We start from the raw sequence: 14,858 nt of genomic DNA, 5'->3' as shown, positions 1-14,858 counted from the left end.
ATAGCGTACCAATTAACTTTTGGAACTTGAATTGGAGCTTGGAGTTGAAGCTAAAGCTGAAACGTCAGGGCTGCGTTTGGTTAAAATTAGATGCGCAGTTAAACCAATAACGATGCCCCAAAAAACGGAACTTAGACCCAAAAAGTGTATACCTGAAGCTGTAGCTAAAAAAGTAATGAGGGCAGAATCTCGTTGAGATTCATCTTTCATGGCGACAGCTATATTGGTTGAAATCGCACCCAATAAGGCCAAGCCAGCCAATGCGGCAACAAGCTCTTTTGGTAGCAAGCTGAAGAGCAGAACGATACTGCCTGCAAACAAACCACCTAAAATATAGAAAATGCCGTTAGCAACGCCTGCGATATAACGCTTTTCTTTTAACTCATGCGCATCTTTGCCCATACACAGTGCAGCCGTAATTGACGCCAAAACGATGGTAATGCCACCTACACATGCAACAGCTAAAGACGCAATACTGGTGGTGGTGATAATCGGCTTGGCAGGCATGTCATAACCACTCAGTTTCATGATGGCCATGCCCGGTAAAAACTGTCCCGTCAGACTGACTAAAATCAAAGGCAGGGCAAGGTTTAAGGTTGAGTGCCAAGTCCATTCAGGGCTGATGAACTGAGGAATAGCAAGTTGGACATCTAAGCTCACCGCATTCATTTCACCAAGCCCAAAGCTCAAGGCCACACCTGAAAGCAGTACCCAAAGCATGCTATAACGTGGTGAAATTCGTTTTGCGACTAAAAAGACAAACAGCATGCTAAACACAATAATCGGCATACTGTTAGTTGCGCTAAACAGACCTAAACCAAACTGAAATAGAATACCTGCCATCATCCCAGCAGCCACCGACTGCGGAATCCATTTCAACAATTTATCGAAGTAACCACTGATCCCAATCAGAAGAATCACCACAGCTGAGGTGATATAAGCGGCTACAGCTTCATTCAGGCTAATATTCGGAAACAGCGTGACCAACAAAGCCGTACCCGGCGCAGACCATGCGGTAATTACAGGGACTTTAAACTTAATGGATAGAAAGATCCCTGCCACAGCTGCTCCAATAGAAATACCCCAAATCCATGAAATCATCATGGTCGGGGAAACCTGAGCTTGTTGCGCAGCCTGAAAGAAGATAATGAGTGGTCCTGAATAGGAAATCAGCACCGCCAAAAATCCTGCGACAGTGGCTGAAATAGACCAATCTTCTTTCAAAGTTTTAAACAGGGTAGCCATTCATTTGCCTCCATGCAGACATGATCCTGTATATAAAAGTAATGTAACGATCAATTAGCCTTGATCGCCACCGCCGACAGGAACAACTGTACCTGTCATATATGACGAATCATCTGAAGCAAGGAATACAATCGCATTCACTTGTTCCTGAATCGTGCCATAACGGTTCATAAAACTACGATCAATGGTTTGATCGACCACTTGTTGCATCCACAGTTTTTCATTTTCAGACAGTGGATTTGCATTACGTGGCACTTTACGCGGCGGTGCTTCGGTTCCACCTGTCGCAACTGCATTCACTCGGACCCCATCTTTGGCATGCTCAAAAGCAAGTGATGCAGTAAGGGCATTAACCCCACCTTTGGAGGCCGAATAGGGCACACGGTTAATGCCACGAGTCGCTATAGAAGACACATTTACAATCGTACCTTTCTGATTTTTAATCATTTCAGGTAAAACAGCACGACAACACCACAGCGTTGGAAATAATGAGCGATTCACTTCTTTGATGATTTCTTCTTCAGAAAACTCTTCAAAAGGTTTCATCCAAATTGCACCGCCGACGTTGTTGATGAGCACATCGACACGGCCATAGACTTCAAGTGCTTTGTCTACAACACTTTGAGCACCTGCGAAGGTTTCAAGGTTGGCTTTGACTGTTATTGCATCGCCTTGATGTGCTTCAATTTCTGCTAATGTTTCATCGACATAGTCAGATAAGTCGGCTAAGACAACTTGCGCACCTTCATCAGCCACTTGGAGTGCAACACCGCGACCAATGCCTTGAGCGGCACCAGTCACAATCACTACTTTGTTTAAAAATCTTTGACGATCAGACATGATAAGTGGCCCCAATCAGTTTGCAGAGAATTTTTCAAACAGGAAGTTTGCAGGTTTTACACCTTCGCTATCTAACCAACCACGAACGGCATCAACCATAGGGACAGGACCACAAAGGTAGACATCAACATCACCGCCATTGAGCCATTCATTGTCAATATGACCAGTCACATAGCCTTTACGCTCATGTGCAGAGTCTGGACTTGCAACCACAGTACGGTATTCAAACCATGGCAGTTTAGCTTGGAGGGCATTGAGTTGTTCTAAAGCAACTAAGTCGAAGTCATTGGTAACACCAAACACCAAACGAACAGGGTGTTCAGCCCCTTTTTCTTCTAAAATCTGCAGCATAGACATAAAAGGGGCAATCCCTGTACCGCCTGCAAGCATGACGACAGGACGAACCACATTACGCAGGTAAAAGCTACCAAATGGACCAGTAAAAGTCATTTTGTCACCGGCTTTGGCAGCACCACTTAAAAAGCTACTCATTTTGCCATTCGGCACATTACGTACCACAAAGCCCGTTAAACGGTTGCCTGGTTTTGAGCTAAATGAATAGGAACGAGTTTCTGCTGTCTCTGGAATTCCGACGTTGACATATTGACCAGCAAGGAAGTGAATATCAGGTTGACCTTCATCAAGCTGAATATCAAAAGTAATGGTCGATTCTGATAAGTTTTCAACAGCGACTAAAGTACCTTGGTACTGATGAATTTCGGTTTTGCAGACTTCAGATGAAGCTTGAATTTGAAATACGGCATCCGAGCTTGGGCGGCATTGGCAAGCCAAAATATAACCTTGCTCGGCTTCCTCTGGTGTTAACGCATCTTCAATATACGTCTCTTCAGGCATGTCATAACTACCAGATTCGCAAAAAGCGCGGCAAGTCCCACATGCACCATCACGGCAGTCTAGCGGAATGTTAATTTTTTGGCGGTAAGCGGCATCTGATAAAGACTCACCTTGAGTCACGGTAATAAAACGCGTTACGCCATCTTCAAATTGAAGTGCAACATTGTGGTTTGACATGGCTGAATATCCTTTAAAAACGTTGAAACTTGGAACTCTCAGCCAAAACTCCATTTGGCTGAAAGCATACTAAGGATGTGTGGCTAAAACTTAGAGGTGATAAACATCAATCACTTGGTTGATGTAATCGTTTTTCAGTACTACGTATTTGCTTAAAATTTGTGGTTTTTCACCTGAAAAATCGATTTCATAGCGTGACATACCAAAGTAGCTATAACTGGTTTTGTAGCGGAAGCTCAGCGTATTCCAGTTAAAACGGACGGTAACTTTATCGCCATCACGCTCAATCACTTCGATATTGTTCACATTGTGACAAGTACGTGTGTCTGGCATGGTCGCAGAAGAGCGTTCAGTTTTAATGCGGAACACACGGTCTTCTAAACCTTGGCGGTCTGGGTAGTAAATCAGGGAAATTTCAGACTGCGGATCTGTAGTCAAGGTATCGTCGTCATCCCATGCAGGCATCCAAAACGATGCAGAAGGGGCATAACATGCAAGCCAATCGTCCCATTGTTCATCATCTAAAAAGCGTGCTTCTTGATACAGAAACTGACTGATTTGTTCGATGCTCACGGTGTTGAGTGTTGTAGGAGCATTCATGCCACTTCTCCTTGTTCATTTGCAGTTTCAACAGCCAGTGCTTTTTCATTGGCTATTGCAATTTTCATCATGTCTAACCAGTGTTGGTGCTGTGCAAGGTAAAGGCCTTCATCTTCAGTTTTTACACCTGAAAGTTTTGGTTTTAGACCAATTTCATTGGCAGCATCATCTGGGCCATGAATCCAATGTTTTGAACCGCGGCACATATCATTCCATTCCAGCTCAATGCCTGCGTAGCCCGCTTGGCATGCACGGAATTCTTCTAAATCATCGGGTGTAGCCATACCTGAGGCATTGAAGAAGTCTTCATATTGGCGAATACGGCGTGTACGTGCTTCCGCGTTTTCGCCTACAGGGGCAATACAGTAAATCGTGACTTCAGTTTTATTGACTGAAATTGGGCGAAGTACGCGAATTTGTGAACCGAACTGATCCATCAAATAGACGTTTGGATAAAGACAAAGGTTACGTGAGCGCTCAATCATCCACTTCGACATTGCTTCGCCAAATTTTTCAGAGTATTCGTCGGCTTTCGGGAAGTTTGGACGGTCTTCTGGATTCGCCCACTGTGTCCAAAGCAGCATGTGACCATTGTCAAAACCGTATGAACCACCGCCTTGTTTGCCCCAAGCGCCTGCGCTCATGGCACGGATGTTGTCACCCGCTTGTTTTTCTTTACGTTGTTGAGTGGTCGCTGCATAGTTCCAGTGCACTGCAGAAACGTGATAACCATCTGCGCCATTTTCTGCAGTGAGTTTCCAGTTGCCTTCATAAGTGTAGGTAGACGCGCCACGTAAAACTTCAAGACCTTGTTCAGACTGATCCACAATCATGTCAATGATTTTGCTGGTTTCGCCTAAGTATTCCTCTAAAGAGGGAACATCCGGATTTAAGCTACCGAACAAGAAACCTTTATAGTTGCCAAAACGTGCAACTTTTTTCAGATCATGTGAACCCTCATGGTTAAAACAGTCTGAATAACCTGCATCTGCTGGATCTTTAACTTTTAAAAGTTTGCCAGAGTTGTTAAATGTCCAACCGTGGAAAGGGCATGTATAGGTTGCTTTATTGCCACGTTTATTACGACAAAGCTGTGCACCACGGTGTGAACAGGCATTGATCATGGCATTGAGTTCACCATTACGGTTACGTGCAATCAGAATAGGCTGACGGCCAATATACGTCGTGTAATAGTCATTGTTATTTGGAATTTGGCTTTCATGTGCCAAGTAAACCCAGTTACCCTCGAAGATATACTTCATTTCTAGGTCAAAAAGGGCTTGATCAGTAAACACTGAACGATGAAGTTTGAATTCGCCTGTTTCAAAGTTGTCGACAAGTAATTCATCGATACGATCGAGATGGCTAGTATTAATAACTGGGATACGTGGCATGTCCGTTCTCCGACTTTCCAAAAGTGAGGAAGTCCCCGAAATGCGACTTTGCAGTGGCTATTTCGGTTCCAAGGGTAATTAAGCGCTAGCGCGACGACGTTCAATTTCAGTTGATGGTGCAGCCGCTTGGTCTTTCACCAGTTCAACATTGAATTGAATGTGTTTGAATGGACCAGTTAAACCACGGCGCGCAATTTCAGCTTCATCGGTAATATCGACAGCGGTAGCCACTAAGCCTTCACGTGTTGCAAATGCAAAGTCATCCCACAGGTATTGGTCACCCTCAATGTTAAATTGCGTAGTTAACTTACGGTAGCCTGGTGCAGATACGAAGTAATGTACGTGCGAAGGGCGGTTACCGTGACGGCCTAACTTGTTCAATACAAATTGAGTTGTCCCTTCTGGTGGGCAACCATAACCAACAGGCATCGTGGTGAGAGCAACGTATTTGCCATCTTGGTCGCTAATGATTGAACGACGTAGATTGAAGTCTGATTGTGACTTATCGAAGAAAGAGTAGTTGCCTAAGCTATTGGCATGCCACACTTCAACTTTTGCACCTTCAATAATCTGACCATCAGTGTCAGTCACTGTCCCTTCAATAATTAAAGTCGGAATTTTGCCTTCTTCAGAACCATCATCCATACGCGCAAAACCAACCGATTCAGGTGCACCAGCTACGTATAAAGGACCTTCGATGGTACGTGGTGTTCCGCCTGTAATGCCTGCTTTGGCATCGGCTTCATCTGCACGTAAGTCGAGGTAGTGTTCAAGACCAAGACCAGCCGCAAGTAAACCAAGTTCGTTGGCTTGACCCGCATCCGTAAAGTATTCAAGACCTTTCCAAACTTCAGTTTGGCTCAAATCTAAGTCTTCAATCGCTTGGAATAAATCACCCAATAAACGAACCACAATTTGTTGAGTACGTGCGTCTACAGAACCTGTTGCTGTATCCACATTCATTGTTTTGACTAATGCATCAATCTGTTGACGATTCATACTATTGCTCCTTAAGTATGTTTGCTGTGTGGTGGCTAGCTTTATTGATTTCTTTAAAAGCTTAGCTGCCACGTTCCTTGTTAATATCCTTCACTGGATCGTAGATTAGATGTCAGTGATTCAGCTGTTTCTATTCGACCATTTAATTAACGATCATCTTCGCGAATAGAAGATGGATGTCGGTTTAAAGGCATCACTTCAATATTCATATACGGGTACAGAGGTAAACCTTGCAAAATGTTGTGTAGCTCTTCATTGCTGTCTACATCAAAAATGCTGATGTTTGAGTACTGACCTGTAATACGCCAAATATGTCGCCATTTGCCTTGAGCTTGTAGCTCTTGCGAATATGCTTTTTCGACTGCTTTAATTTCACTGGCAGTTTCAGCAGGCATATCCAGTGGAATGTTTACATCCATACGTACGTGAAAAAGCATGTGTAACTCCTAAAGGGTTAAGACGTCGCTTAAGCGCGGCGCAACTGGTCAATCTTGTTTTCGTCCAATTCAATACCGAGTCCTTTTCCTTGGGGTAGATGCAAAGCGAAGTCAGTATATTGAAGTGGGGTTTTTAAAATATCTTGGGTTAAAAGCAGTGGGCCGAATAGCTCGGTGCCATAAGCTAAATTTTCAAAAGTCGAGAACAAATGTGCCGAAGCAATCGTGCCGACTGCACCTTCAAGCATGGTTCCGCCATACAAATCTATGCCTGCTAAGTTGGCAATCTTCGCCACTTCATGACCTTCGATTAGTCCACCAGACTGAGCCACTTTGACTGCAAAAACAGAGGCAGCATTGGTTTTGGCTAAACGGTAGGCTGAGCTTGGTCCCATGAGCGATTCATCCGCCATGATGGCAAGATCAAAACGTCGTGTTAAACGCTGCATCGCATCAATGTTGTCGATCGCACACGGCTGTTCAATCAGGTCAACACCACCATTTTGTAGGAGTTGAATACCCTTAATCGCATCTAGCTCAGACCATGCACGGTTCACATCGACACGGATGGAAATGTTTGAACCCAGTGCTTGTTTAATCGCAAGAACATGTTCAACATCTTCTTCTACACGGCGTGAACCGATTTTAAGTTTGAAAATATTGTGGCGTTTTGCCTCAATCATTTTTCGGCCTTCAGCAATATCTTTTTCAGTGTCGCCAGATGCCAACACCCAAAGTACAGGTAAGCTGTCACGTAAACGGCCACCCAATACTTCAGAAAGGGGTAAATCTAAACGTTGTGCTTGGATATCGAGTAGAGCCGTTTGAATTGCACATTTAGCAAAACGGTTACCATTAATATTCTTTTTTAAAGCACGCATAGTTTGTGCGATGTTTTGAGCTTTAAGGGATTTCAATAAAGGTGCAAAATAAGTTTCAATATTGGTCTTAATGCTTTCTGGACTTTCTTCACCGTAGCCCAGTCCACCAATTGTTGTCGCTTCACCCCAACCGACAAAGCCATCTTCAGTGCTGATTTTCACCAAGACAAGCGTTTGCGTTTGCATAGTCGCTACCGCCATTTTGTGTGGGCGAATAGTGGGGATTTCGACGAGTAAGGTTTCTATAGATTTATACATCTTAACTCTGCGCAGCCTTGCGTTGTGTACCTGATTTGATATACCTTAAAAGAATAAATATGAACTGTCGAAGATCAAATTAGCATTTTAATATATCTTAAAGGTATAAATAGTCATGGAATTGAGACACCTCCGCTACTACGTAGCTGTTGTAGAAGAGCAGAGTTTTACCAAAGCTGCTGAAAAATTATTCATTGCACAGCCTCCTTTAAGCCGCCAGATACAAAATCTAGAGGCTGAATTGGGGGTGCAATTATTTGAACGTGGCAGCCGCCCACTCAAGACCACGGAAGCAGGACAATTCTTCTATCAACATGCGGTTAAACTTTTGTCTAATGCCGAAGAAGTCAAAGCCATGACACAGCGTGTAGGCTTGGTTGAAAAAACGGTGACCATGGGCTTTGTGGGATCGTTGTTATATGGGTTATTGCCTAAAATTGTGTATTTATTTCGCCAACAGCAACCGCATTTAAAAATAGAATTGATTGAAATGAGTACCAAAGACCAAATTCAGGCCTTAAAAGAAGGGCGGATTGATGTTGGTTTTGGACGCTTACGTATTTCAGATCCTGCTGTGCGTCGGGTTTTACTGCGTGAAGAACCGTTGATGTTGGCGGCACATTCGAGTCATCCTTTAACGGCACAAAAACAAGGCGTGTACTTGTCGGACTTGGTCGATCAGAACTTATTTCTTTATCCAAGTCATCCCAAGCCAAACTTTTCTACTCAAGTCCAAGGGCTGTTTTCCGAATATGGGCTGGAACCCAAACACTTAAAAGAAGTCCGTGAAATACAGTTGGCATTGGGGTTGGTTGCTGCTGGAGAAGGAATCTGTGTAGTTCCAGAAAGTGCACGAACCATTCAACTCCCGCATTTGAACTATATTCCAATCTTAGATGATGCAGCGACTAGCCCCATTTTCCTGGCTATTCGTTCCATGGATGAAAGTGAGGACATTCGTTCATTATTTGATTGTATTTATCAGGTCTATGACCTTGAAGCAATCAAATATGACCGTGCATTTATCTAAACTTGGGGATTTAAATTCCACGATACTTTGAAAGTCTACATTTTAAAACGAGCCATTTCAGCCATCCTTGGAGATGGCTTTTTTTATAGTCATAATCGCTTGGTTTTGCTTATTTTCTGTCTCTCACTGCAATCATGGGTTATATAAGCTATTTATTTAAAACAATAAAAACCTTAACCGACCTTAAAGGTATAAATATAGAGTTATTCGGTTTTGGACAAGAAAGCTACTTTTGCTGCAATGTGCACAGCAACAAACATTCGCAAGCAGGAGGCTTAAAGTGAATACAAATCCAGTTAACATCAACACGGTGGTCGATGAAGCCAAATTTACGCCCTTTCATTGGAGTGTACTCATTTGGTGTCTACTGATTATTATTTTTGACGGTTATGATTTAGTCATCTATGGCGTGGCATTGCCACTTCTGATGCAAGAGTGGGGACTCAGTGCAGTACAAGCAGGTTTACTTGCGAGTACAGCCTTGTTTGGCATGATGTTCGGTGCGATGAGTTTTGGTACGTTGTCTGACAAATTGGGCCGTAAAAAGACCATTATGATTTGTGTGGCTATTTTTAGTGGCTTCACCTTTCTAGGCGCATTTGCAAGTAATCCTATTGAGTTTGGTATTTTACGTTTTCTTGCGGGACTTGGCATTGGTGGGGTGATGCCAAACGTGGTCGCACTCATGACTGAATATGCTCCGAAGCGTATTCGTAGCACACTCGTTGCGGTTATGTTCAGTGGCTATGCTATTGGCGGCATGACGTCAGCTTTACTGGGTGCATGGTTGGTAACAGACTATGGTTGGAAAATCATGTTCTATATCGCCATCATTCCATTTCTGGCTTTGCCGATTCTTTGGAAGTTTCTACCTGAGTCTTTAATGTTCCTGACTAAAAAGGGTGAAACTGAAAAAGTCCGTGAAATTGTGCAAAAAATTGCACCGGAGCAAGCGATTCAGCCAGAAACGACATTTAAGCTCAACGAACCTGTTGCTGGTGATGACGCTCCATTAAAGGCATTGTTCCAACAAGGCCGTACCTTTAGCACCATGATGTTTTGGGTGGCATTCTTTATGTGCTTACTCATGGTCTATGCGCTTGGAAGCTGGTTACCAAAACTAATGATTCAAGCAGGCTATTCGCTTGGTGCAAGTATGATTTTCTTATTTGCTTTAAATATTGGCGGTATGGTTGGAGCGATTGGCGGTGGTGCGCTCGCAGACCGTTTCCACTTAAAACCAGTTTTGACAACCATGTTCACCGTGGGTGCTATTGCGCTGATTCTACTCGGTTTCAACAGTCCACAAATGGTGCTGTACGGTTTAATTGCGATTGCAGGCGCAGCAACCATTGGTTCACAAATTCTACTGTATACCTTTGTCGCACAGTTCTATCCAACTGCTGTGCGCTCTACAGGTATGGGCTGGGCTTCAGGCATAGGACGCATTGGCGCAATTGTTGGACCAGTATTAACAGGTGCATTGTTAACTTTTGAGTTGCCACATCAAATGAATTTTCTCGTGATTGCGATACCTGGTGTAATTGCGGCTTTGGCAGTGTTTATGGTCAACTTGAAAGTGTCTGTAGATGGTGAAAAAACCAAATCAAAACAAGTGTTTGATGCAGTTAAATCGACAGCCAATTAAATAATATTGAACCCATGAGTCTAGTGCATTAGTAGTAGGCTCATTTCAAAAACTGTATGAACTGTTAAAATCAATTTGCTTTTTAGAAGTTGTTTTTTAACGCGATTTTTAATGCGATAAAAAGTTTCATTTTAAAGTATTAAAAGAAATGCATTGCGTTAGAAAACAGCGATGAAAAAGAGAGCTAAATATTAAAGAGTAAAAGTCAGGACAGACTTAAATACACAGGACCCGTGTTAAATGAAACAATTTAAGAAGAACGTTTTAGTTGTCACTTTATCTATGTTAACTAGTGCAGCATTACATGCACAAAGCAATACGACGGCAGAGATTGAGCAACTTAGAAATGAAATTAATGCGTTAAAACAAATGCTTCAACAGAATACGCAGCAACAACAGCAGCAAGCTGTTCAATTGAGCACTGTTGAACGTCAAGTGTTGACGACGCCAAAAACGGTTGAAAAAACGGGTTTAGGTTTGACCAAAGGTGGGGCAGAGTTCAACTTATACGGTAATGTTCGAATGGACGCATCGTACCAAGCTGAAGGCGGTAGCAAAGACATGCCTTATAACCAAATCAATAGCGTACCTTTAGAAGGAAATGCTGAAAATAGCGATCGTTTAAGATCAACCCTTTCAGCAACGCGATTAGGTTTGGACTTTAAAGCACCAGTCGCCGATCAGAACTTAAATGCCAAAATTGAGGTCGACTTTTTAGGCGGTTCAAACCTTGATAATTTACGTATTCGTCATGCGTATTTAAACTATGGTAACTGGCTAATTGGTCAAACGTGGTCAAACTTTGCGACTCCAGATTATATCCCTGAAACGATTGATGCTTTGGCTTATGTGGGTGCTTCAATTAAACGTACCCCTCAAGTGCGTTATACCCATAAATTCACGCCAAATACTAACTTAGTCGCAGCTGTGGAAGACCCGAAAGATGCCAGCATGAGCCAACGTATGCCTGCATTTACAGGACGACTGAATCATAAGTTTAATGATGCACTTTCAGTTAGTGGACGTGCAATGGCGCATGAAAAACGAATTCAAAATCAGGAAGAGTGGGCGTATGGCGTAGGTGTTGGTGCCAAATTTGACATCACCCCTGTGACTTCTGTGAAAGCGGATTACTACCATGTCAAAGGTGATAGCAGCTTTGTATCCTTTACAAACCCTGGTGTAGTTGCAACAGGCACAAGTATTGAACAAAGTGAATTTGACTCAATTACTGTCGGTTTAACACAAAAGTTTAACGACAAATTACGCGGCACATTGGCTTATGGTTATATGACTTTTGATAAAAATCAGGACTACCTTGATGCTGTAGCGGATGATACCAAAATCAATAAAAACTTATGGCAAGCATGGGGCAATTTATTCTATAGCCCAGTTCAGCCTGTTAGCCTTGGCGTCGAGTATGTTTACGGTGAGCGTGAAGCATTTGCACCTGCGGCAAATGGCAGTAAGAAAGGTGAAGACAACCGTGTGAACTTGGTTGCGATTTATAACTTCTAATACTTGAAGTGATAACCGGTTTTCGCTTTGATATGTATAGAATGAAGTGAAATTTCGCATAGAAGCCGAAGGATAACCCCTTCGGCTTCTTATGTTTTGCCGTTTAATTTAATCCATACTCAGTTTTGAGCAAAAGCTGCGAATGTAATGCAATAATAGAAGTCTCATCAGAACTTAAGTTATTTGTCACATAAGAATAAATCATGAAAATAAAGCACATGTGCTGCCATCAACGGGTTACATTAGGTGAGGTAAGTAACTGTATATAGAGTACTTGATGACAATAACATGGATTCTTTTTACGCTTATGGCCGCTTTTATGCAGGCTTGGCGCAACGCTTTTCAAAAGCAACTCAGTACTACTGTAGATGTTTATGGCGTGACTCTAGCGCGGTTCATCTTTGCTCTACCTTTAGCACTGATTTACATCAGTTGTCTTTACCATTTCCAACCTGTGACAGAGTCCATCCAGTTCAATCTCCGTTTTGCTATTTATGTGCTTATTGCAGCGTTGAGCCAAATTGCAGCAACAGCATTGATGGTTCAGCTTTTTAAGCAAAAAAATTATGCGATTGGGGTGGGGCTTGCTAAAAGTGAGGCGGTACTTGCTGCGATTATTGCTGTAGTCTTTTTATCCGACCATTTAAGCCTTTTAGGCTGGTTTGGGGTTGCCGTGGGAGGCTTCGCAGTTTTTTTAATGTCTAAAGGGCGGGACTTTTCTGATTTTTCAGTACAAACCTTATGTATCGGTATTGGTAGTGGTTTATGTTTTGCCATTACCTCGCTCTTGGTACGTGAGGCCAGTTTAGAACTAACAAATTTACCGTTTATTCACCGTGCAGCTTGGGTGCTCTTAATGGTGATTGGAACACAGTGCTTTTTACTTTTAATGTATTTGGGTATATTTCGCCGTGCAACATTATGGGCCATGTGGCAGCGTATAGGACTTACATTTCGTGTCAGCTTATGTAGTTTTTTGGCGTCACTGGGTTGGTTTAGTGCCATGAGTATGCAGTCCGTGCCCATTGTAAAAACTTTGGGGCAGGTTGAGATTATTTTTAGTATGTTGATTTCAGCCTACTTCTTTAAAGAAAAGCTAGCACGTGCTGAACATCTCGGTATTGTATTGGTAGTGATTGCGGCATTTTTAGTAATTTGGGCCTAAAGTCTGATCTTTATACAGCCCCTGTCATTCAACTGTAATGACATTAACCATTCAAAATATAATGTTAGTGCCATTTTATTGGGATTCAACTCAAAAAATAGAGATTAAACCCATGTCTAGGTTTAATCTCCAAAATGTGTTCTTCTCGTGGAATTCAATTCTGAGGCTAAAATTTAGATGTCTATATCAGTGCAACAAACTTCGGATTTTTATTTGAGTAGGTAGTTTTGATCGGCACCGACAAAGAAAATCACTCCTATGCAAAAAAGCCCACAGTAAATCGCAAACCAGATAATCATGTTTTTAAATGCTTTATCTGAAATTGAACTATCCGCATATTTCGCTGGTTTTTTTGAGTCTAGATCTTTCATGGTTACTGCACTCAACTGAGGTGATGAGTACATTATGCAAAGCAAAAGAACGATGAAACAGATACAAAAACAAGATTAAAAAAATATAACAGATGAAGCAGAATTGCTCAGGGCTGTTATAGTCTAAAGCCTGTGTGACACACTATGTAGATATCAGTAACTTGTTTTCAGAGTCCTATCACTTGAAAATAAAAATCATCTTATATTTAAAATACCACTCATGAATTTTATACATACTGAATCATTAGAAATAATCCAACTCTTGGGATAAAATAGGCCAACTTTGTAAGCTAAAACTTACATGAATTTAAGATTTTTGAGGATTGGTAATCCAAAGCATTAGCCCTATGATGAATACATAAGGGAACTGGATGTTTCCAGAAAACAAGAATAAGAAAATAGCGCAAGGAATGGGCAGCACGAGATCAGTAAGACGAGCACCCCGATATGAAAAAGCCCGACAGGATGTCGGGCTTTTTTATTGCCTTATGATTTTAATTTCACTTTGACTTTACAAGATTTAATGTTAAGATATATATCAATGATATATATCTTGGTTTCGGGAGGTAATTATGGAAATTGCAAAAGTATTTCAAACTGGTCGCAGTCAGGCTGTTCGCTTGCCTAAAGCCTTTCGCTTTAATGGCACGGAAGTGGCCATCAAAAGCTTCGGTCGTGGTGTATTACTCATGCCCATCGACAATCCTTGGGATGTCATGTTAGAAGCAATAAATGAGTTTGAGGTTGGATTCCAATTGGAGCGAGCTGATCAAGGCGAACAGCTCCGTGAGGAGTTCAGATGATTTACCTCTTAGACACAAATATTTGTATCTATGTCATCAACAATAAGCCTCAACAAGTTTTTGAGCGCTTTAAGCAATATCAACTCGGCCAGCTTGCGATTTCGAGTATCACGGCATCTGAGCTGGCTTTTGGTGTAGAGAAGTCTGGATCTGAACGCAATAAACAGGCGTTAAACAAGTTTTTGTCACCTTTAGAGATTCTTCCTTACGATGAACAGGCGATTTGGCATTACGCCAAATTACGCCAGAATCTTCAATCTACAGGTAAACCGATTGGCAGCTTAGATATGCTGATCGCTGCTCATGCTTTGGCATTGGATGTTGTATTAGTTACGAACAATACAAAAGAATTTGAACGAATTGATGGTCTGAAGCTAGAGAATTGGGTCTAATCGCTATATCTAGCCCGCCCTATGCAGGGCTAGAATTCGTATAAGAGATTTATGTTAAATGGATACAGCTTTTGAAAATTTTAACTTTGAATCAGAGATTTCATTTTTAATATGATAAAAAGGCTTTGTTGCACAAACCTAGCCTATAAGGTTTATTCCGTCCTATAATTTCAAAATGAATAAACCTACTCCTAAAACTTATCGTACAACCAACTGGTCTTCCTATAATCGCGCTCTCATTAATC

At 42.0% G+C, this 14,858-nt stretch carries 15 protein-coding genes; 6 read left to right on the top strand and 9 right to left on the bottom strand.

Annotation, left to right across the window (positions count from 1 at the left end; translation table 11 throughout):
- Positions 1-12: 12 nt before the first annotated feature.
- The 8 genes from benE to ACY3FQ_RS08435 all read right to left on the bottom strand — a co-directional run bounded on the left by benE (position 13) and on the right by ACY3FQ_RS08435 (position 7,686).
- The gene (benE, locus tag ACY3FQ_RS08470) at positions 13-1,245 is read right to left on the bottom strand and encodes a benzoate/H(+) symporter BenE (RefSeq protein ID WP_126036411.1); all 1,233 of its coding nucleotides are present in this window, start codon (positions 1,243-1,245) and stop codon (positions 13-15) included.
- 54 nt (positions 1,246-1,299) lie between these two features.
- The gene (benD, locus tag ACY3FQ_RS08465) at positions 1,300-2,085 is read right to left on the bottom strand and encodes a benzoate diol dehydrogenase BenD (protein ID WP_126036413.1); all 786 of its coding nucleotides are present in this window, start codon (positions 2,083-2,085) and stop codon (positions 1,300-1,302) included.
- Positions 2,086-2,100: 15 nt separating this feature from the next.
- On the bottom strand, positions 2,101-3,117 hold the full coding sequence (gene benC, locus ACY3FQ_RS08460) for a benzoate 1,2-dioxygenase electron transfer component BenC (protein WP_125280077.1): 1,017 nt from the start codon (positions 3,115-3,117) through the stop codon (positions 2,101-2,103).
- 90 nt (positions 3,118-3,207) lie between these two features.
- A complete protein-coding gene (benB, locus tag ACY3FQ_RS08455; protein WP_004979732.1) occupies positions 3,208-3,717 on the bottom strand; it encodes a benzoate 1,2-dioxygenase small subunit in 510 nt (169 codons plus the stop codon).
- Positions 3,714-5,111, bottom strand: coding sequence for a benzoate 1,2-dioxygenase large subunit (gene benA, locus ACY3FQ_RS08450; protein WP_004693190.1), 1,398 nt, complete (start codon positions 5,109-5,111; stop codon positions 3,714-3,716). The genes benB and benA overlap by 4 nt, the downstream gene beginning before the upstream one ends.
- Before the next feature lie 78 nt (positions 5,112-5,189).
- On the bottom strand, positions 5,190-6,110 hold the full coding sequence (catA, locus tag ACY3FQ_RS08445) for a catechol 1,2-dioxygenase (RefSeq protein ID WP_489773846.1): 921 nt from the start codon (positions 6,108-6,110) through the stop codon (positions 5,190-5,192).
- A 146-nt stretch (positions 6,111-6,256) separates the two neighbouring features.
- A complete protein-coding gene (catC, locus tag ACY3FQ_RS08440; protein ID WP_005399484.1) occupies positions 6,257-6,547 on the bottom strand; it encodes a muconolactone Delta-isomerase in 291 nt (96 codons plus the stop codon).
- Between the two features lie 29 nt (positions 6,548-6,576).
- Positions 6,577-7,686, bottom strand: a complete 1,110-nt coding sequence (locus tag ACY3FQ_RS08435; RefSeq protein WP_176537672.1) for a muconate/chloromuconate family cycloisomerase — start codon at positions 7,684-7,686, stop codon at positions 6,577-6,579.
- Positions 7,687-7,801: 115 nt separating this feature from the next.
- Here ACY3FQ_RS08435 and ACY3FQ_RS08430 point away from each other — a divergent pair, with 115 nt between their 5' ends.
- From ACY3FQ_RS08430 to ACY3FQ_RS08415, 4 genes are all read left to right on the top strand, one after another.
- Positions 7,802-8,716 (top strand): LysR family transcriptional regulator, encoded by a 915-nt coding sequence (locus ACY3FQ_RS08430; RefSeq protein ID WP_005399482.1) that lies wholly within the window; start codon positions 7,802-7,804, stop codon positions 8,714-8,716.
- A 280-nt stretch (positions 8,717-8,996) separates the two neighbouring features.
- Positions 8,997-10,364, top strand: coding sequence for an MFS transporter (locus ACY3FQ_RS08425; protein WP_058869586.1), 1,368 nt, complete (start codon positions 8,997-8,999; stop codon positions 10,362-10,364).
- A 240-nt stretch (positions 10,365-10,604) separates the two neighbouring features.
- Positions 10,605-11,882 carry a DcaP family trimeric outer membrane transporter gene (locus ACY3FQ_RS08420; protein WP_489773845.1) on the top strand — a complete coding sequence of 426 codons (1,278 nt, stop codon included), beginning with the start codon at positions 10,605-10,607 and terminating at the stop codon, positions 11,880-11,882.
- A gap of 277 nt (positions 11,883-12,159) precedes the next feature.
- Complete coding sequence (locus ACY3FQ_RS08415) at positions 12,160-13,047, top strand: DMT family transporter (RefSeq protein WP_489773844.1); 888 nt, start codon at positions 12,160-12,162, stop codon at positions 13,045-13,047.
- A gap of 209 nt (positions 13,048-13,256) precedes the next feature.
- Here ACY3FQ_RS08415 and ACY3FQ_RS08410 read toward each other — a convergent pair whose 3' ends face one another.
- Positions 13,257-13,418: a hypothetical protein gene (locus ACY3FQ_RS08410; RefSeq protein ID WP_224216697.1), complete on the bottom strand. Its 162-nt coding sequence runs from the start codon at positions 13,416-13,418 to the stop codon at positions 13,257-13,259.
- A 572-nt stretch (positions 13,419-13,990) separates the two neighbouring features.
- Between ACY3FQ_RS08410 and ACY3FQ_RS08405 the strand changes: the two genes are divergently transcribed.
- Together ACY3FQ_RS08405 and vapC are read left to right on the top strand one after the other, a co-directional pair.
- Entirely contained in the window at positions 13,991-14,221 is a 231-nt protein-coding gene (locus ACY3FQ_RS08405; protein WP_000401521.1) for an antitoxin, read from the top strand.
- On the top strand, positions 14,218-14,613 hold the full coding sequence (vapC, locus tag ACY3FQ_RS08400; protein WP_000639719.1) for a type II toxin-antitoxin system tRNA(fMet)-specific endonuclease VapC: 396 nt from the start codon (positions 14,218-14,220) through the stop codon (positions 14,611-14,613). The genes ACY3FQ_RS08405 and vapC overlap by 4 nt, the downstream gene beginning before the upstream one ends.
- The last annotated feature ends 245 nt before the right edge of the window (positions 14,614-14,858 follow it).

It is taken from the genome of Acinetobacter sp. AB03 (genome assembly GCF_058107045.1).
This window is presented reverse-complemented; position numbering and strand designations above follow the sequence as displayed.